Source organism: Sphingobium sp. TomTYG74, from assembly GCF_055393875.1.
The window spans coordinates 1,028,621-1,048,223 of record NZ_AP027341.1 but is presented as its reverse complement, the minus strand read 5'-3'; the positions used below and the strand labels follow the sequence as shown (position 1 = coordinate 1,048,223).

At 61.9% G+C, this 19,603-nt stretch carries 16 protein-coding genes; 4 read left to right on the top strand and 12 right to left on the bottom strand.

The window, feature by feature from the left end:
• Positions 1-4: 4 nt before the first annotated feature.
• The 4 genes from ACZ5TB_RS05345 to ACZ5TB_RS05330 all read right to left on the bottom strand — a co-directional run bounded on the left by ACZ5TB_RS05345 (position 5) and on the right by ACZ5TB_RS05330 (position 5,230).
• Positions 5-709, bottom strand: a complete 705-nt coding sequence (locus tag ACZ5TB_RS05345; protein ID WP_464792279.1) for a TorF family putative porin — start codon at positions 707-709, stop codon at positions 5-7.
• A gap of 10 nt (positions 710-719) precedes the next feature.
• A complete protein-coding gene (locus tag ACZ5TB_RS05340) occupies positions 720-1,130 on the bottom strand; it encodes a hypothetical protein (RefSeq protein ID WP_464792278.1) in 411 nt (136 codons plus the stop codon).
• Between the two features lie 126 nt (positions 1,131-1,256).
• On the bottom strand, positions 1,257-4,814 hold the full coding sequence (gene mfd / locus ACZ5TB_RS05335; protein ID WP_464792277.1) for a transcription-repair coupling factor: 3,558 nt from the start codon (positions 4,812-4,814) through the stop codon (positions 1,257-1,259).
• A gap of 146 nt (positions 4,815-4,960) precedes the next feature.
• Positions 4,961-5,230 (bottom strand): FAD assembly factor SdhE, encoded by a 270-nt coding sequence (locus tag ACZ5TB_RS05330; protein ID WP_464792276.1) that lies wholly within the window; start codon positions 5,228-5,230, stop codon positions 4,961-4,963.
• A gap of 85 nt (positions 5,231-5,315) precedes the next feature.
• On the opposite strand from ACZ5TB_RS05330, the gene recG reads away from it, so the two are divergent.
• Together recG and ACZ5TB_RS05320 are read left to right on the top strand one after the other, a co-directional pair.
• Positions 5,316-7,379, top strand: a complete 2,064-nt coding sequence (recG, locus tag ACZ5TB_RS05325; protein WP_464792275.1) for an ATP-dependent DNA helicase RecG — start codon at positions 5,316-5,318, stop codon at positions 7,377-7,379.
• A 61-nt stretch (positions 7,380-7,440) separates the two neighbouring features.
• A complete protein-coding gene (locus tag ACZ5TB_RS05320) occupies positions 7,441-8,532 on the top strand; it encodes a mechanosensitive ion channel family protein (RefSeq protein WP_464792274.1) in 1,092 nt (363 codons plus the stop codon).
• Here the strand turns inward: ACZ5TB_RS05320 and ACZ5TB_RS05315 are convergent.
• Both ACZ5TB_RS05315 and tyrS read right to left on the bottom strand, forming a co-directional pair.
• Entirely contained in the window at positions 8,504-8,857 is a 354-nt protein-coding gene (locus tag ACZ5TB_RS05315; RefSeq protein WP_464779670.1) for a PilZ domain-containing protein, read from the bottom strand. The two genes, ACZ5TB_RS05320 and ACZ5TB_RS05315, sit on opposite strands and share 29 nt — an antisense overlap.
• Before the next feature lie 75 nt (positions 8,858-8,932).
• On the bottom strand, positions 8,933-10,150 hold the full coding sequence (tyrS, locus tag ACZ5TB_RS05310) for a tyrosine--tRNA ligase (protein ID WP_464792273.1): 1,218 nt from the start codon (positions 10,148-10,150) through the stop codon (positions 8,933-8,935).
• Positions 10,151-10,280: 130 nt separating this feature from the next.
• On the opposite strand from tyrS, the gene ACZ5TB_RS05305 reads away from it, so the two are divergent.
• Entirely contained in the window at positions 10,281-11,369 is a 1,089-nt protein-coding gene (locus ACZ5TB_RS05305) for an anhydro-N-acetylmuramic acid kinase (protein ID WP_464792494.1), read from the top strand.
• A 3-nt stretch (positions 11,370-11,372) separates the two neighbouring features.
• On the opposite strand, the gene ACZ5TB_RS05300 is transcribed toward ACZ5TB_RS05305, so the two are convergent.
• Positions 11,373-12,548 (bottom strand): vWA domain-containing protein, encoded by a 1,176-nt coding sequence (locus tag ACZ5TB_RS05300; RefSeq protein ID WP_464792493.1) that lies wholly within the window; start codon positions 12,546-12,548, stop codon positions 11,373-11,375.
• Between the two features lie 128 nt (positions 12,549-12,676).
• Between ACZ5TB_RS05300 and ACZ5TB_RS05295 the strand changes: the two genes are divergently transcribed.
• Positions 12,677-14,056 (top strand): methyl-accepting chemotaxis protein, encoded by a 1,380-nt coding sequence (locus tag ACZ5TB_RS05295; protein WP_464792272.1) that lies wholly within the window; start codon positions 12,677-12,679, stop codon positions 14,054-14,056.
• 5 nt (positions 14,057-14,061) lie between these two features.
• Here ACZ5TB_RS05295 and ACZ5TB_RS05290 read toward each other — a convergent pair whose 3' ends face one another.
• The 5 genes from ACZ5TB_RS05290 to rpoD form a co-directional block, all read right to left on the bottom strand.
• Positions 14,062-15,084: a hypothetical protein gene (locus ACZ5TB_RS05290; protein WP_464792492.1), complete on the bottom strand. Its 1,023-nt coding sequence runs from the start codon at positions 15,082-15,084 to the stop codon at positions 14,062-14,064.
• 92 nt (positions 15,085-15,176) lie between these two features.
• Positions 15,177-15,590 (bottom strand): GFA family protein, encoded by a 414-nt coding sequence (locus ACZ5TB_RS05285; RefSeq protein WP_464792271.1) that lies wholly within the window; start codon positions 15,588-15,590, stop codon positions 15,177-15,179.
• A 40-nt stretch (positions 15,591-15,630) separates the two neighbouring features.
• Positions 15,631-16,476 carry an AAA family ATPase gene (locus ACZ5TB_RS05280; RefSeq protein WP_449472141.1) on the bottom strand — a complete coding sequence of 282 codons (846 nt, stop codon included), beginning with the start codon at positions 16,474-16,476 and terminating at the stop codon, positions 15,631-15,633.
• 66 nt (positions 16,477-16,542) lie between these two features.
• A complete protein-coding gene (locus ACZ5TB_RS05275; RefSeq protein WP_464792270.1) occupies positions 16,543-17,223 on the bottom strand; it encodes a DUF6975 family protein in 681 nt (226 codons plus the stop codon).
• A gap of 297 nt (positions 17,224-17,520) precedes the next feature.
• Positions 17,521-19,569, bottom strand: coding sequence for an RNA polymerase sigma factor RpoD (gene rpoD / locus ACZ5TB_RS05270; RefSeq protein WP_464792269.1), 2,049 nt, complete (start codon positions 19,567-19,569; stop codon positions 17,521-17,523).
• Between the last annotated feature and the right edge of the window lie 34 nt (positions 19,570-19,603).

The window sequence follows — 19,603 nt, the reverse complement described above, 5'->3', positions numbered from 1 at the left end:
CAACCTAAAAGGCGATTCCAGCCCGACCGATCAAGGTTGCTCCTGAGTGACGTGCCCGATCATCGATGCTGCTGTTCGCATAACGGACGCCCGCAAACCATTGTCGCTGCAAATAGTCGATGCTGATCCCATGGTCCCAATATGTGCCATCCGGCCGCAGGCGGGCTGCATCGCCCACATCTCGGGTCCGGCCGCTCGAACGACCGACGTGCGCCGAAACGGTGAACGGCGTGCCGGGAATACCCGCTGATGCCGAAGCCGAGAGGTAAAGATTATCTCCACCAATCGAACCTTGCCGGGGCGCATAGCTGGCGTTGATGTCGATATTTGCCGGGCCGATCAGAAAGCCCGCACCAGCTCCAACCTCGCCATATCCCTGTCCCGACGCGCCTGGAAAAAGGTGATAAACCCCCTTCGCAGAAAGCCGCCAGGCGCCCATTTGCCGGGCATAAGATGTGCCAAGGTCCACCACGGCATCGGCTCCACGGTGACGGCTGCTGTCCCACAAGGACGTTACTGCGGCATCGAAGCTCAATCCCTCCGTCGCCTGCATGGCGATTGTTCCCCGCACGACCGGATCGCCATCGCTCCAGCTCAATCCCCGCCTGCGTTCATCGCTTGCCACCTCGGCGGTTGCCGAAAACCGGTCAGCATATTGCGCCAAGGCGGGGGAAGAGGTGGCGGCCAGCATGATTGCGGCCGCCACCATCAAAGGCGCGTCAGTTTGAGGCAAGATTGCGAACCGCATCCAGCTCGGCCATCAACGGCGCGCGATCCTTCTCGGCCACCGCTACCAGATGTTCGCGGATCGCCGCGTCATGCTGTGCCATATTGCGTTCACCCGATTTGCGGCCGGGGGTACATGCCCCATGCTCGCTGCCGGAAAAACGCTTGTCGTGGGAAACCGTGCGCGCCAGCGCCGGACTATGATTGAGTGCGCGGTCCACGATGACCGTCGCGGTCCACTGGCACCGTTGCATATCCATGCGGTTGGGGGTTTTCGCGCCGACCGTGTTGGTCGTGAACTCTACGCGAGCCGAATAATTGGCTTGCACCGGCGTTCCGCCATGGTCGATCTGCACGCTGTGCGTGGCGGCAACTGCTGCCATCGCTACGAAGGTCGAAATCATGTCAATCTCCTGCTCGATGCCGGACTTTGCTGTCCAGTCATCGACGCAGCATTTAGATAGCGGATGTTGCTGCTACTTTGCTGACGCACGACAAAGCGGTGCTGAAGGAGGCTGAGACAGGCTGTCTCATGCAGCCGACTTCGCCAACCCCTTTGACAATTGCAGCGCTCCGTTCAACCGCGCCGCCGGGTCTGCCCAGGTGCGAGTGACCACGACCTTGCTATCCGGCCGCAACCGCGCCACGCCATTCAGCCGCTGAATATAGGCAACCAGTCCCTCCGGCTTCGGGAAGCGGTCTTCGAAGAAGCTGACCAGCGCGCCCTTTGGCCCCACATCGATCTTCGAGATATTGGCGGTGACGCAATTCTGCTTGATCTCGATGATCTTGAACAGGTTTTGCGTCGGGGTCGGCAGCTTGCCGAACCGGTCGATGAGTTCCGCAGCAAAAGCCTCCAGCCCCTGCCGGTCCTCAACCTCGTTCAGGCGGCGATACAGCCCCATGCGCAGGTCAAGATCGGGTACATAATCCTCCGGAATGAGGATCGGCGCATCGACGGTAATCTGCGGCGAGAAGCTCTCCCGTTTCTCGATCCCCGCGCCACCTGCCTTGGCCTCAAGGATCGCGTCCTCCAGCATCGATTGGTACAGCTCGAACCCGACTTCCTTGATATGGCCCGATTGCTCGTCACCCACCAGATTGCCCGCGCCGCGAATGTCGAGGTCATGGCTCGCCAGCTGGAACCCGGCGCCCAGCGTGTCCAGATCGGACAGCACCTTCAGTCGCTTCTCCGCCGTCTCGGTAATCACCTTGTTAGCAGGCGTCGTGAAATAGGCATAGGCCCGCGTCTTCGACCGCCCCACGCGCCCACGAAGCTGGTACAATTGCGCCAACCCAAACCGATCCGCGCGATGAATGATCAACGTATTGGCCGAGGGAATATCAAGCCCACTCTCAACGATCGTCGTCGACAGCAGCACATCATAACGCTTGTCGTAGAAGGCCGACATGCGCTCCTCAACTTCGGTAGCGCTCATCTGCCCATGGGCGACGATGGGCTTCACCTCGGGCACTTCTGTCCGCAGGAACTCCTCCACCTCGGTAAGGTCGGCAATGCGCGGCACGACGAAGAAGCTCTGCCCCCCGCGATAATGTTCGCGCAGCAGTGCCTCGCGGATGACGACCCCGTCCCAGGGCATGATGTAGGTCCGAACCGCCAGACGATCGACCGGCGGCGTCTGGATCACCGAAAGTTCTCGCAAGCCGGACATTGCCATCTGGAGCGTGCGAGGAATGGGTGTCGCGGTCAGCGTCAGCACATGGACGTCGGTCTTGAGGCTCTTCAGCCGCTCCTTGTGCGTGACGCCAAACCGCTGTTCCTCGTCCACAATGACAAGCCCCAGCCGCTTGAACTCCAGCCCCTTCGCCAACAGCGCATGGGTGCCCACGACAATATCGATCGTCCCATCGGCCAGCCCGGCCTTCACCGCCTTGGCCTCCTTGTCGGGCACCAGCCGCGAAAGCCGTCCGATATTCACCGGAAAGCCTCGGAACCGCTCCTCGAAATTCATATGATGCTGCCGTGCGAGCAGGGTGGTCGGGCAGATCACCACTACCTGCATCCCCGCCATTGCCGCCACGAAAGCCGCGCGCAAAGCCACCTCGGTCTTGCCGAAGCCAACGTCGCCACAGACGAGCCGGTCCATCGGCCGCCCCGCACCCAGATCCTCGACCACGTCCATGATGGCGCGGTCCTGATCCTCGGTCTCCTGATAAGGGAAGCGATCGACAAACGCCGGATAGCCCGCACTATCCGGCTCGGCCACCGTCGCCGCCCGGAGCGCGCGCTCGGCCGCCGTCTTGAGCAATTCACCCGCGATCTCGCGGATGCGCTCCTTCATCTTGGCCTTGCGCCGCTGCCACGCTTCGCCGCCCAGCCTGTCGAGGCTCACCCCCTCGCTGTCAGAACCGTAGCGGGAAAGAACCTCCAGATTCTCCACCGGCACATACAGCTTGTCGCCGCCCGCATATTCCAGCGCCACGCAGTCATGCGCCGCCTTGGCGACCGGGATTTGGGTCAGCCCCTCATAACGGCCGATCCCATGGTCCATATGCACCACCAGATCGCCCGGCGAGAGCGTCGCCAGCTCCTGCAAGAACGCGTCGGCATTCTTCTTCCGCTTGGCCCGCCGCACCAGCCGGTCACCCAGCATGTCCTGCTCGGTCAGCACCGCCACATCGGGCGCGGTAAAGCCATGATCCAGCGGCAGGACGATTAGAGCAACATTATAGCCCCTCCCCTTCAGGGGAGGGGTTGGGGTGGGGGCTGTAGGGTCGGGAGAGCTATCCGAATAGCCCCCACCCCCAACCCCTCCCCTGAAGGGGAGGGGAGCGGCTAGGCCCAATGCTTCCTGCCAATCGTCGGCCGCGCTCAAGCCTGTGACGCCGTGATCCGCGAGCAGCCCAGAAAGCCGCTCCCGCGCCCCCACGGAATAGCTGGCGATGACGACCTTCTTCTTCGCCCGCTGGAGGGAGGCGATATGCTTGCCGACAGCCTCATAGACATTGGCGTTCTGCGCCCGCTCCGGCGCAAAATCGCGCGGCCCATCAACCGCAAAGTCCAGAACGGTCGCGCTTTCCGGCTCATGGAAAGGCGTCGTCGCATGCATCGGCCATGCCCGCGCCACTTCGGCCCACTCGTCTGCGCCGAGATACAGCGCCTTCGGCGCCAAAGGCCGATAAGCCCCCGGGTCGGAAGACTTCGCCTGCACCCGATTGGCGTGATAGTCCCGGATCGCCTCGAACCGGGCTTCGGCCGCGCCCGCCACACCATGATCCAGCACAACCAGCGTATCGTCGCCCAGATGTTCGGTCATCGGCACCAGCCGTTCCTCGAACAGCGGCAGCCAATGCTCCATCCCCGCCAAGCGCCGCCCGTCGCTCACCGCCTGATAAAGCGGGTCGCCCGTCGCCGTGGCCCCGAACGTCTCGCGATAGCGCCCGCGAAACCGCTTGATCGTCTCTTCATCCAGCAAAGCCTCGGAAGCCGGGAGGAGGGTGAAGCCCTCGATACTCCCGCTGGTCCGCTGATCGGCGGGATCAAAACGCCGCACCGTCTCGATCTCATCCCCGAAGAAATCGAGCCGCAGGGGCTGTTCCTCGCCTCCGGGAAACAGGTCGACAATGCCGCCACGAATGGCGAACTCGCCCCGGTCGTGCACGGTATCGGTCCGCACATAACCATTGGCCTGCAACATCTCGGCGAGCCGCGAAATCGCGATCCGCTCCTTGGGCGCCAGCTTCGCGACCAATTGCCGCACACGAAACGGCGTCAACGTCCGCTGCGTCAACGCATTGAGCGTCGTCAGGACAAGCTGCGGCCCCTTGGGCTTACCCTGCAACGCATAAAGTCCCGCCAACCGCGCCGAAGCCGTGCGCAGCGAAGGACTGGCCCGGTCATAGGGAAGGCAGTCCCAGGCAGGAATCTCGACAATCTCGATCTCCGGCGCAAAATAATGCGCCGTGTCGGCCACCGCCCGCATGAGTTGCTCGTCGGGCGCCACGAACAACGTCCGCGAAGGCGCTGCTCGCGCAATGTCCGCGAGCACCCACGGCTGAAACCCCGCCGGAACGCCGGAGAGGGTCATGGGAGAGGAGGCTTTGAGGATCTTCAGAAGGTCGGTCATCTAATTCTCAGTTCCCCTCCCGCAAGCGGGAGGGGGTAGGGGTGGGTAATCCAACGCAGGTGGTGCAGGCCCACCCCGCTGCGACTAGCCGAGCCTGAGGCTCGGCAAGTCTCGCTGCCCCTCCCGCTTGCGGGAGGGGAGGGCAGTCACTTCCTCCCAATCTCCACAAAATCCATCTTCACAAACTTGTCCCACATCGGCCCGCGCCATTGCTCGGGCAACGGCAACGTCCCCAAGGCCCAAGCCATGATGTCGGCATCCTGTTCCTCGATAAACCGCTCGAACCAGTCGATCTCCTCCACGCCCCACTCGGCGTGGTAGCGATCGAAAAATCCACCCACCGCCAGGTCCGCTTCCTTGATGCCGCGATGCCAGGCACGGAATTGCAGGCGGCGGATGCGGGGATCTTCGTTCACAATTTGTTCCTTACGCGGACATGCCGAATAAACCGATCAGATGTTTGCGCATCGTCCCGGCTGGGCTAGATGGCGTCAGATAGCCATGCGACCCGATATCCTCAACCCACTCTTCACCGAAATCGAAGCCCTGAAGGGCGTCGGCCCTGCGCTGGCCAAGCCGCTGGAGCGCCTTGGCCTTGCCCGCGCCGTCGATGTCCTATTCCACCTGCCGGTCAGCTTTGTCGATCGCCGCATGGTGGACGAGTTGATCCTGTCCGACTCAGGGCGGGTCATCGGCATAGAACTCACGCCTACCGACTATCGCGCGTCCGGCAGCGCCCGCGCGCCGTTCCGCGTCATTGCGCAGGACGGGCACGGCAATACGGTCGCGCTGGTCTATTTCGGCCGCAACAGCGCCTGGCCACGCAAACTGCTGCCCTTGAACGAACCCAAATTCATCTCCGGCAAGCTGGAGGCCTATGGCGAAAATCTCCAGATCGTCCATCCCGACTATGTCCTTCCGCCTGAGGAAGCCGCCACCATCCCGGCGCGAGAGCCAGTCTACGGCCTTTCCGAAGGCCTCACCAATAACCGCCTGCGCGATCTCGTCGCCCAGGCGCTGAGCCGCGCCCCAGATCTCCCCGAATGGATCGAACCCAGTCTGCTTGCTCGCAAGGACTGGCCGACATGGCACGAGGCGCTCACCCGCGTCCACGCCGACCCCAGCGATGCCAATGCGCGCGAACGCCTGGCCTATGATGAAATCTTCGCAGGTCAGCTCGCACTCATGCTGGTCCGCCAATCCTCCCGCAAGCGCCGGGGCATCCCCATTGAGGGAGACGGCCGCCTGCGTGCCATGCTCGAACTCCCCTTCGCCCCGACCGGCGCGCAACGCCGCGCCTTCGGAGAGATTGAAGGCGACATGGCGCAGCCCGTCCCCATGCTCCGCCTCCTGCAAGGCGACGTCGGCTCAGGCAAAACCCTTGTCGCGCTCATGGCCCTCCTCAACACGGTTGAGGCAGGCGCTCAGGGCGCACTCCTCGCTCCGACGGAAATCCTCGCCCGCCAGCATTATGAAACGCTGCGAAAGATGGCGTCGGGTTTGCCCGTAACTATCGCCATCCTCACCGGCCGCGAAAAGGGCAGGGTGCGCGAATCCACCCTGATGGGCCTTGCAGACGGCAGCATCGACATCCTCGTCGGCACCCACGCCATCTTCCAGGAAGCCGTCCGCTACAAGAACCTCGCTTTGGCGGTGATCGATGAGCAGCACCGCTTCGGGGTTGCCCAGCGCATGATGCTTGCCGCCAAGGCCGAGCGCACGCCGCACCTGCTGGTGATGACCGCCACCCCGATCCCCCGCACGCTGACGCTCACCTATTATGGCGAAATGGACGTCTCCCGCCTGGACGAAATGCCGCCCGGCCGCCAGCCGATCCAGACCGTCGTCATGTCCGCCAACCGTCTCGACGAAGTGGTCGAAGCACTCGCCCGCCACATCGAAACCGGCGGCCAGGCCTATTGGGTCTGCCCCTTGGTCGAGGAAAGCGAGACCAGCGATCAGGCCGCCGCCGAAGCCCGCGCGGAATTACTACGAATTCGCTTCGGCGAACTCGTCGGCCTTGTCCACGGCCGCATGAAAGGCCCGGAAAAGGACGCCGCGATGGAGGCTTTCTCCTCCGCCCACACCAAAATCCTTGTCGCCACCACCGTCATAGAAGTCGGCGTCGACGTCCCCAATTCCAACCTCATCATCATCGAAGGCGCCGACCGCTTCGGCCTCGCGCAGCTCCACCAGCTGCGCGGCCGGGTAGGACGCGGCCAGAACCACAGCGTCTGCATCCTGCTGCGAGGCGGAGCCTTGAGCGAAACCAGCCGCGCTCGACTGGCGCTCATGCGCGAAACCAATGACGGCTTCCGCATCGCCGAAGAAGACCTTCGCCTCCGTGGCGCAGGCGAAATCCTCGGCACGCGCCAGTCGGGCGAGGCACAGTTGAAGATCGCCACGCCTGAACATCTGTCCGCCCTGCTTGACTGCGCGCGCGACGACGCGCACCTCCTGATTGACCGGGACGGTGGACTGAACGAAGCGCGCGGCCAGGCAGCCAGAACCTGCCTTTACCTGTTCGAACGAGATGCTGCGGTGGGATTGCTCCGAAGCGGCTGATCGACGCGACGAATTGCTGCAACAGCGAAACCATCACCCCGCCGCTGTCGTTGCCCAAAGCATGCAATCCGACATCAGCCTGCACCATGTCACGCCCATCGCGGCGATCTTCATCGCCATTTCGGTCGCCGTCGCCTTCCTGCTTCACTGGCTCGCTTACCGGATAGCGACCCGCGTGGCGCGCCGCATGAAGCTGGACCCGGTGATCCTGCCCGCCATCTATCATCCTACCCGCTGGATCGTCGTCCTGATGACCCTCGCCGCAGGCATTCAGCCGCTGACCTTCAGCGATCGTATAGAGACGATCTGGGCAATCGGATCAAAGATGCTCTTCATCCTGCTGGTCGGTTGGCTGATCTTCGCATCCATGCGCGCCTTCCGCACCATCCTCGAACAGCGCAGCGACATCACCGTCGAAGATAATCTGAAGGCCCGCCGCCAGCATACCCGCATCCGCATCCTCTACCGCGTAGCCCAATGCATCATCGGCTTCCTCATCCTATCGTTGATGCTGATCATGATCCCAGGCGTACGCACGGTGGGCGTCACCTTGATGGCCTCGGCTGGCCTAGCGGGCTTAGCAGTCGGCGCTGCTGCCCAGCCTGCGCTCAAGAACCTGATCGCGGGCATCCAGATGGCCTTTTCCGAACCGATCCGGCTGGATGACGTGGTGATCATCGAAGGAGAATGGGGCCGCATCGAAGATATCCAGCTCACCTATGTCGTGGTGCGCATCTGGGACGATCGGCGCATGGTCGTGCCGGTGTCCTATTTTCTCGAAAAGCCTTTCCAGAACTGGACTACAAAGACGTCCGATCTGCTCGGCACCGTCTTCCTCTATGTCGATCCTGCGGCGGACGTCGAACGCATCCGAACGCGCTTCATCGAAGCGGTGAAGGCCAACAGCTGCTGGGATGGCCGCGTCGCCATACTCCAGGTCACCGATCAAAAAGCTGACGCGCTGGAACTGCGCGGCCTGCTCAGCGCGCGCAATGCTGGGATAGCCTTCGACCTGCGCTGCGAAGTCCGCGAGGCAATGATGCACTTCCTGCGTACCGAAATGCCGGAGGCGCTTGTCCGGTCACGTCAACGCGTCGAAACCGATCAGAGCTTCGACCAGCTCCTTACCAGGCGGTCTGCCGTGGTGGGATGAGCGCCAGCATGGCCTCATAGACTTGCGGATCAATGGGCTGGCAAAACTCCACCCCGACCCGGCCATCCTCTGACCATCGAACGTCGGCCTGAACGTCCTTGACGACGGGCAGCCATATGGCGACCCGTTCGCCAATCGTGATCTCCGCATCGGTGCGGCACATCAAACCGAGTTCAGAGATGTTGATGACCCGAACGCCGTGGGTTCGGCCTCGGGCAGAGATATGGCTGACCATATCCACCAGCACGCGGGGCGTGCGGCGCTGATTGATGGAAGGGTCCCGTGAACGGGCGACCTGGGCGAGGCTTGCGAGCACCGAAGACATGATCGGAGCTTAAGGTGAGGAAGGTGGCGCCTTCCTTACCAGCTTTACTTAATCAGCCTTTAACTCTCTAAAGTTTCAAGCAGTTACCAGCCCATGTTTCTTAGCGCCGAAGCTCACCTTGTCGCCGGGCTTCAGCGCCAGCATGGGGTCGCTCACGACCTCGCCATTGACGCGAATGGCGCCTTCGGCCAGCTTGCGCCGGACCTCTTTGTTGGAAGCGGCAAAGCCAAGCGCTGAAGTGCCCTGAACAATGGTCAGTCCCTCAGCTCCCACGCTGATCGTCGGCAGATTGGCGTCCGAAGCGCCCTCTTCAAAGGTCTTGCGCGACGTTTCTGCGGCAGCAAGCGCGGCATCGGTTCCCCGGCACAGCGCCGTTGCCTCATTGGCCAGAACCTTTTTCGCCTCATTGATCTCCGCGCCCTGAAGCGCGGCCAACCGTGCGACCTCGTCCATCGGCAGGTCGGTGAACAGCCGCAGCCGGTTGGCGACGTCCGCATCCGCCGTGTTCCGCCAGAACTGCCAATAATCATAGGTGGAAAGCTGATCTTCGTTCAACCAGACTGCACCACCCACCGTCTTGCCCATCTTCGTGCCATCGGCATTGGTGAGCAGCGGCGTCGTCAGCCCGAACACTTGCGTCCCATCCACCCGGCGCGCGAGTTCGACGCCGTTGACGATATTCCCCCACTGGTCCGATCCGCCCATCTGCAAGCGGCAGCCCGACCGCCGCGACAGCTCCAGAAAGTCGTAGGCCTGTAGGATCATATAGTTGAATTCAAGGAAGGACAGCGACTGCTCCCGATCCAGCCGCAGCTTCACCGAATCAAAGCTCAACATGCGATTGATCGAGAAATGCTGACCGATCTCGCGCAGGAACGGGATATATTCCAGCCGGTCGAGCCATTCGGCATTGTCGAGCATGATCGCGTCGGTCGGCCCGTCGCCGAAGGTCAGGAACCGCTCGAACACGCGCTTGATGCTCGCGACATTCTCCGCGATCGTGTCAGTGGTCAGCAGCTTGCGCGCTTCGTCCTTGAAGCTCGGATCACCGATCTTGCCGGTGCCGCCGCCCATCAGGACGATGGGCTTGTGCCCCGCCTTCTGCAACTGCCGCAGCATCATGATCGAGACGAGATGCCCGACATGCAAAGACGGTGCCGTCGGATCAAAGCCGATATAGCCCGGCACGATCTGCTTGGCGGCAAGGCCGTCGAGCCCCTCCGCATCGGTCAGTTGATGAATGTAACCACGTGCCTCCAGGAGGCGGAGCAGATCGGACGAGTAGCTGGTCATAATGCGGCGCCCTCTAGCATCACGACACAACAACGTCACTCCCCGTCATCCTGAACTTGTGTCTCGATCCATTCCGCTACACAGAATGGAGGAGAGCAAAAGGATCGAAGCGGTGACACACAGCCAACCCATGCTGGCGATCGGCCTCATGTCGGGCACTTCGCGTGACGGCATCGACGCCGCGCTCATCGAAACCGACGGAGAGGGCTTCAGCAATCCCGTCACCTTCCACGCCATGCCCTATCGGGAGGGCTTTCGCATTCGCCTGGCCGAAGCGTGCCAGCGCGCCATGGCGATGGACAAGCCGGGCTTCGAGCCTCTCATTCAATCCGTGGAAGCCGAACTCACCGAGCTTCATGTCGAGGCTGTCACCGATCTCCTCGCGCGCAGCGGGCATATAGCGCAGGATATCGCCGTTATCGGTTTCCACGGTCACACGGTCGCGCATCGGCCGGAATGGCGCTGGACATGGCAGATCGGCGATGGCTCCGCATTGGCGGGGGCGTTCGGAATTCCCGTGGTCGGTGACCTGCGCAGCGCCGATGTTGCCGCAGGGGGGCAGGGGGCTCCGCTGATGCCCATCTATCACCGGGCCTTGGCGAACGACTTGCGCAAGCCGACGGCCATATTGAACCTGGGCGGCGTGGCCAACATCACCGCCATCGGAAATGATGGCGAACTCCTCGCCTTCGACACCGGCATGGCGAGCGGTCTGATCGACAATTGGATGCAGACGCATGGCGATCGGCCGTTCGACGAAAATGGCGCCACTGCTGCTCGCGGTAAAATAGATGAAGCGCGGCTGGACAGTTTGATGGCAGACCCCTGGTTCGATCTGCTGCCTCCCAAGAGCATCGACCGTGAAGCCTTCACCCTTGATGCGATGCATGGCCTGTCGCTTGAGGATGGCGCAGCGACGTTGACCGCGTTCACCGCCAGAGCGGTTGCGCGCGCGCTTGACCATCTCCCGTCCCGGCCTTCGGCTATCTATGTCGGGGGAGGCGGCCGCCACAACGCGACCCTGATGGGGATGCTGGCTGCTTTCACCAGCGCAGAGGTCCGTCCGGTCGATGATCTCGGCTGGGATGGCGACGCTCTTGAGGCGCAGGGCTTTGCCTATATGGCGGTCCGCCACCTCAAATCCTTGCCGATCAGCTTTCCCGGCACCACCGGCGTTCCTGTCCCAATGACAGGCGGCGTCCTTTTCGATCCCGCCTGACGCTTACCGTTTACGCGTCAGTTCCCGCATCCCGTCATCGATGCCTTCAAGGGTCAGCGGATACATGCGCTGGCTCATGATCTCCCGGATCATTCGCGTCGATTGGCTATAGTCCCAATGCTCGCGCGGCGTGGGGTTCAACCACACGGCAGCCGGATAGGTATGCAGCAAGCGGCTCATCCACACCGCGCCGGGCTCCTCGTTCATATGTTCAACGGAGCCGCCCGGATAGCTGATCTCGTAAGGGCTCATCGCCGCATCGCCGACAAAGATGACTTTATAGTCATGCCCATATTTGTGCAGTATGTCCCAGGTGGGGATACGCTCTGAAAAGCGGCGCCGATTATCCTTCCACACGCCTTCATAAAGGCAGTTGTGGAAATAGAAGAACTCCATGTTCTTGAACTCGGTCGTCGCGGCGGAAAACAGTTCCTCGCAAAGCCGGATGAACGGGTCCATCGATCCGCCGACGTCCAGGAACAGCAATAGCTTGACCGCGTTATGCCGCTCGGGCCGCATCCGTATGTCGAGCCAGCCTTGCCGTGCTGTGCCCCGGATAGTCCCCTCTAGGTCCAGCTCATCCGCTGCCCCCTCGCGCGCAAAGCGCCGCAGCCGCCGCAACGCCACCTTGATGTTGCGCGTGCCCAGTTCCTTGCTGCTGTCGAGGTTCTGGAACTCGCGCTTTTCCCAAACCTTGATCGCGCGCTTGTGCCTGCTCTCGCCCCCAATCCGCACGCCTTCCGGATTATAGCCGCCATTGCCGAAGGGCGAAGTTCCGCCTGTGCCGATCCACTTGTTCCCGCCCTGATGGCGTCCCTTCTGCTCCTCTAGACGCTTCTTCAGCGTCTCCATGATCTCGTCCCAACTGCCTAGGGACTTGATCTTCTCCATCTCCTCGGCGCTCAGATATTTCTCCGCGACCAGGCGCAGCCACTCCTCGGGAATCTCCGCCTCGACCCCGCTCGCATCCAACACGCCCTTGAAGACCTTCGCAAAGATCTGATCGAACCGATCGATCAGCCCTTCATCCTTCACAAAGGTCGCCCGCGCGAGATAATAGAATTCCTCGGGCCGCTGCCCGATCACGTCCCGGTCCAGCGCCTCCAGCAGAAGCAGATGCTCCTTGATGCCAGCGGGTATGCCAGCGGCCCTGAGCGCGTCGAGAAAGTTCAGCATCATGATGACTGCCTTGTCTGACAGCCCTGCCATGGATGCAAGGGGCCACGCATGGTTGATCAAATGTTAAGTGTTGCATCGCATCGTTAATAAGGCACTATTCATAAGCGGGCGGTTTGGGGTGGCACTCCTTGGAAAATGAGCATTTATTGACAGATCTGGGCGAACGCTCCGGCGACGTTGCGCTGCAATGCAGCGAGACGGCGGGTTTCCTCGGGGAACTTACCCGGCGCATTCAATCCGACTCGCTCCGCCTCTCACAGCTGCAAACCAATATGGAGACTCTGGCCGTCAGCCAGAATGAAAGCGTGGTGGCGGCTCAGGAACTCAGCCTCACGTCCCGGCGTGCGGCCCGCATCATTGCCGAAGGGCATGAAGCGATCACCCAGTCTCTCGCCCAGGTTGCGGGGCTGGTCGACCATGCCACGGGTCTGGAGGGAAGGCTTCGTCAGTTTCTTGGGGTCATTGAAACCGTCGGCGGCATCTCCGATCAACTTGGCGCGATCGCACGCCAAACGCGGCTGCTGGGCGTCAACGCCGCGATCGAGGCGGCACGGGGTGGAGAGGCGACGCAGGGTTTTGCCGTCGTGGCCGACGAAATCCGCCGCCTCGCCGGACAAGCGGGCGAGTCTGCCGCATCGGTCGGCGACAAGCTCGGCCAGCTCGACCGCGACGCGCGCCATCTGATCAGCGGCGTCGAAGCCAATATCGGACGTGGCCGGGACGTCAGCGCCCATATTGATACGCTGAGCGTCACCATGGCGGAAATAGCCTCGCTCGTGACGCAATTTGGCGAGCGTTCCCACGCCATCGTCACCTGCACCGATGAAGCCGATGCCGACGTAGGCGCGCTGCGACAAGGCCTCACAAATTTCAGCGACTCCGCTGCTGAAAGCGCCCAGCGCGTCGAAATGGCCAAGGCCCAGCTTGAGCAGCTTGAGGGCATGGCGAACGACATGCTCAACACCGCCGCTCATGGCGGGCATCAGACCCGCAACAGCCGCTACATTGCCTATGCCGAAGATGGCGCGGCAGAAATTTCCCGCCTGATCAATGATGCTCTGGCTGCGGGCGAACTGACGCCATCGGCGCTATTCGACAGCCATTACCGCCTGATCCAAGGCTCCCACCCGCCACAATATGAAAATGGCTTCATGGTCTTTGCCGACCGCCTGATCCGCCCGATTCTGGACCGCCAGACGGGGCAGGATAATGCCATCGTCGGCTGCTGCCTGATCGATATGAACGGCTATCTGCCGACGCATATCACGTCGCGAAGCCAGCCTCAGCGGCCGGGCATGCCGGAATGGAACATGGAATATGCCCGGAACCGGCAGATTTTCATGGACAGCCAAACCCGCCGCGCGCTCGACGGCGACGGAGACTTTTTTCTTTTCACCTACCGTCAGGACCTTGGCGAAGGCCGCTATCGCGCACTTCGCAGCGTGTTCGTTCCGCTGATCTTCGAAGGCCGTCGCTGGGGCCTGTATGAGGTCGGCTACCTCATCTGATCCTGTCAGTTCGCCGCGCCCTTGCGCACTATGACCTCCCCATTGGCCGCATAGGCAGCAGTCGTCCGCGCCTGCGCCGTCTCGGGGTCCTTGCCATCGAGAATCTTCGCGATCTGCCGGGAACTCGGCACGCGGTCATAAACGCCATAGAGCTTCGTCTCGCCGACCGAATGTATCGATAGCTGATAGCCCTTGCCGTCAACCGCTGGATCGAAGGCGAGTACCGTGCCCGCATCGTCGATTGGCACGATGACCGATCCGCCAGCCGCACCCTGCTGCGCCAGAAGATCATAGCTGCCTTCGCTAGTCTGCACCTGTCCCCGGATACAGAAAGACCCGGCCATTTCCCCAATGCGCCGGACATCGGTCCCCTCAGCAGGGATTGAAGCAGTGAGTTGCGCATCCCGGTCATCACCCGCAGGGCAGTCCGCGAACCGCACCGGAGAGACCGGCCGTACCGCAGCCGCATCATCGAAATGCAAGCCGCTAAGCATGCCATCCAGCCCTGCCAACACCTCCTTCCGCCGTTCACTCGGACCTGTGACCCGCAGTTTCACGAGCCAGCGTCCGGCCTGGGCAAAAGCTGCTGCCGTGGTCAGCGCCCCGTCGGCCGCATCATCGTAAACCGCACGGATCGCGCGGCCACCTTTGCCCTGCAACGGCACGCTTTCATAAGCAGTGCGGCGTGTCTTCGGTCCAAAACGATCCGTCACCGCGCGGTCGGTCATATAAGCGGCGATCGACGCGTCCGCATAGCTGGGCAGATAGACGTACAAAGTCGCCTGCACCGCCCCATCCTCCGACAGATATTGGGCATAATTGTCGATGCCCCTGCCGCCATTCGTGACCTCTCCACTTTTGGACAGGGAAAGCCCGGCGATCGTCTGGGGCAGGCTTATCCCCGAAGCGCGTGCGCGAAGGCTCCCATCGCTCGCTACCCACGCTTCCTGCACATCGGCACCCTGCGCCAATGCGGGCACCGGCAAAGCCAAGAGGATCGGCAACAGCGACAAGGCGAGCTTCGGCATAGGCATCCTTCCCATTCCACGCCGTCTTGTCGCGGCTCTGAAATTTATCGGGGAAGGTTGAGCGAAATCGCAAGGCTAAGGCAAGCGGCCTTTTACGCCACGGGCGGAATCTGCGCCGGATAATGGGGCAATTCGGCGTCCAGATGCGCCCAGTGCGGCGCCGCATCCGTCCAGATCACGGCCTGCGGCCCCGACAGGCCCGGATCATCCAGCGCGCCAGCCCTGATGAAGGTCAGATGCGGTCGCGATTCGGCTATGCTGAACAGGGGTGTTCCGCATTCGGGGCAAAAGCCACGACACATCCTGTTTCCGCTATCCGCGATGCTTTCATGCCAACGGACCTCGCCTTCGCTCTGCACCTTCTCCGTCGGAAAGCAGACATTGACCGTGCCTGATCCCCCGCCGAGATATTGGCACAGCCTGCACCAGCACATGCGCGCTGCCATCGGCTCCGCATCGATCTTGATGCGCACCGCTCCGCACAGACATCCCGCTTCATGCGTCATGCACGCCTCCATCATTGCGCCGGGCAGGGCAATCCCGCCTTTACCGCCCCTGCCGCCGTGCCATGAATGCCAGACGTTCGAACATCATGATATCCTGCTCATTCTTCAGCAGCGCGCCATGAAGCGGCGGAATGGCCTTGGTCGGATCGCGATCCTGCAACACCTCCAGCGGCATGTCTTCATTGAGCAGAAGCTTCAACCAGTCGAGCAACTCGCTGGTCGACGGCTTCTTCTTCAGCCCCGGCACATCGCGTATCTCGTAGAAAAGATCGAGCGCGCGGCTGACCAATATCTTCTGAATGCCGGGGAAATGAACATCGACAATGGCCTGCATCGTCTCCCGGTCGGGGAACTTGATATAGTGGAAGAAACAGCGCCGCAGGAAAGCGTCTGGCAGCTCCTTTTCATTGTTGGATGTGATGACCACCACCGGCCGTTCCTGCGCCGCGACCGTCTCGCCCGTTTCGTAGACGTGGAACGCCATGCGATCGAGTTCCTGCAACAGGTCGTTGGGAAACTCGATGTCAGCCTTGTCGATCTCGTCGATCAGCAGGACGGGCAGGGTAGGGGAGGTGAACGCCTCCCACAGCTTGCCCTTGCGGATATAGTTGCTGATGTCATGGACGCGCGGATCGCCAAGCTGGCCATCGCGCAGGCGGGCCACCGCATCATATTCATACAGGCCCTGATGCGCCTTGGTCGTCGATTTGACGTTCCATTCGATCAGCGGGGCATCCAGCGCCTTGGCGATTTCCTGCGCCAGCACGGTCTTGCCCGTGCCCGGCTCACCCTTCACCAGCAGGGGGCGGCGCAGCAGCACCGCAGCGTTGACCGCGACCTTCAGGTCGTCGGTGGCGACATAATCTTCCGTACCTTCAAACCGCATGAATCTTCGCTTTCCTCTACTGCCACCCGAGTAGGGAAAGCGATCCAGCGCCGCAATCGGTTATTCCTACGGTTTCTGCCGCCGAACCTCGGCACGCGCCTTCAGCAGGTCCCAAAGGCCACGCTGCTGGCTGAGCAACTGCCGCGCGCCAAATTGTATGGCCCGATCGGCCGCGCCGTCGCTGCCGATTGCTCGCGCTACGGCAAAGGTCTGCGCCCGGTCGGGAAGATCGGATGGATAGGGTTCAAGCCCCACGCGAATCGCCGCCATGTCGAGCACGTCGCGTACAGCCTGCCAGTCCAGCACCAGCGCCATGGCTGCGCCCATGGCACATCCGCGCCTGTCCGATTGAGCCAGCATATCCAGCGCATGACGTTGCTGGCTGACGATCGTCTCACAGTCGCTCTGCCCCGCTGTGCTGGGTATCGGGCCTAGCGCCACCGCAACTTGCGTCAGATAGGCTCGCTCCCGCGCAAACGCTTGCCCCGCCTGGACTAGCCAGCCCCGAGCCGCGATGTCTGCCGATCGGTTTGCCGCGTGATCAATGACGCCTGGGTGACGTCCGTGCAGCAGGCATAGATAATGCGCGGCATCGGCGAGGTCGGGCAATGTCAGGACAGCGTCACGGCTCATGATCGTCCTTGCGCTGCTCGCATGAGCATGGGCGGCCGTTCCATCAGCCGCCACCAGCGCCTCGATCACCTGAGATATGTCGCCTGTCGCCAAGCGTGTAGCTGCTTCGTTCATGATAACCCCTGCGGCCGCCGCGCCAGTGTGTCTGTTGCGACGACCATAGGAAGTTGAGGTAAAAGAGCGGTTTATGAGACGAAAAAAAGGGCGGCCCTAAAAGCCGCCCTTCTTGTTCGTTTCGCCGATTTCCAACCTTTAGATCGGGGTCGTCCTACACAGGAGCCCCCGCATCAAGGTGTCCTTTTTCTGTCACCCCGGGCTCGACCCGGGGTCCCGCTACCTTGCCGTCGCCAGAAGAAGGGAGGACCCCGGAGCAAGTCCGGGGTGTCTCTCTCACCCAACTAAGATCATGCTCTACTGGTCGAGGAAGCTCCGCATTTTCCGGCTGCGGCTCGGGTGCTTCAGCTTGCGGAGCGCCTTCGCCTCGATCTGGCGGATACGTTCGCGAGTCACGCTGAACTGCTGGCCCACTTCTTCCAGCGTGTGATCGGTGTTCATGCCGATGCCGAAACGCATGCGCAGCACGCGTTCCTCGCGCGGCGTCAGCGAAGCCAGAACCCGCGTGACGGTTTCCTTCAGATTCGCTTGGATCGCAGCATCCACCGGGATGACCGCATTCTTGTCCTCGATGAAATCGCCGAGGTGCGAATCCTCCTCGTCGCCGATCGGCGTTTCGAGGGAGATCGGCTCCTTGGCGATCTTCATCACCTTGCGCACCTTCTCCAGCGGCATGGAAAGGCGCTCGGCCATTTCCTCCGGAGTCGGCTCGCGTCCCTGCTCATGCAGGAATTGGCGGGACGTGCGGACCAGCTTGTTGATCGTCTCGATCATGTGGACCGGAATACGGATGGTCCGCGCTTGGTCGGCGATCGAACGGGTGATCGCCTGACGAATCCACCAGGTCGCATAGGTGCTGAACTTGTAGCCGCGGCGATATTCGAATTTATCGACCGCCTTCATCAGGCCGATGTTGCCTTCCTGAATAAGATCAAGGAATTGCAGGCCACGGTTCGTATATTTTTTAGCGATGGAGATGACCAAGCGCAGGTTCGCCTCGACCATTTCCTTCTTCGCGATCCGCGCCTCGCGCTCGCCCTTCTGCACCATGTTGACGATGCGCCGGAACTCGCCGAGCGACATGCCGGTCGCCTGCGCGATTTCGCTCACCTCGGCACGGATGCGCTCGACGGCGCGCGCTTCGGCTGCCGCAAAAGCGGCCCATTTCTTGTCGAGGCCCTGAACCTTGTCGAGCCAGGCGTCGTCCAGTTCATGGTTCACATAGCGGTCGAGGAAGTCCTTGCGGCTGACCTTATGCCGTTCCGCCAGACGCAGCATCTGCCCGCCCAGCGCCGTCAGACGACGGTTATAGGCATAGAGCTGATCGACCAGATATTCGATCTTCTGCTGGTGGAACTGGACGCTTTCGACCTCGGCGGTCAGCCGCTCGCGCAGTTCCTGATAATTGTCCTCGGCCTTCTGGCTCAGCGTCTCGCTATTGGCCATCGCGGCCATGCGCGATTCCTGAGCACGCGAGAAGGCGCGGAAAATCTCCGTGATGGTCGCGAATTTCTCAAGCGCCATCGGCTTGAGCGTCTCTTCCATCTGGGCGAGGGAGAGGGTGTTGTCTTCCTCCTCTTCCTCTTCCACGCGCCGGGCACGGCGTTCGGTCAGGCCGTCCTCATCCTCGTCGGAATCGGCTGCCTCTTCCTCCGGCTCCTCCTCTTCCTTGAAGCTGGGGCCAGCGGTTTTCTCGCTGATCTCGCCGTCATCATCCTCGGCGCCTTCCTCCAGATTCTCCGGAGCAGGGTCCTTGGAAAGCATCGCGTCGAGGTCCAGGATCTCGCGCAGCTGCATCTCGCCATTGTTAAGGGCGGTCGACCATTCGATGATCGCGTTGAAGGTCGTTGGGCTTTCGCACAGCCCCAGGATCATCGTGTCCCGGCCGGCCTCGATACGCTTGGCGATGGCAATTTCGCCCTCGCGGCTGAGCAGTTCGACCGCGCCCATTTCGCGCAGATACATGCGCACCGGGTCGTCGGTGCGATCGACCGTTTCCTTCTTCTTCTCGGTGACGAGCTTGGGCGCGCCTTCTTCATCGCCCGAATCATCTTCGGCGTCCTCGGCATCTTCGCGCTCGCGCTGCTCGTCGCCGTCCTCGCTGGCTTCTTCATTCTCGACGATGTTCACGCCCATTTCGTTGAGCGCGGCCATGATGTCCTCGATCTGCTCGGAGGACATCTGGTCCTGGGGCAGGGCGTCGTTCAACTCGTCATAGGTGATGTAGCCGCGCTTCTTGGCGCGCGCGATCAGCTTCTTGACCGAAGCCTCATTCAGATCGAGCAGCGGTGCATCGCCGCTATCCACATCCTCGCCCGCACCCTTGCCTGTCGCCTTGCTCGCCATTTATTCGCCTTAGCTCCATCATCCCGCCGGGGGA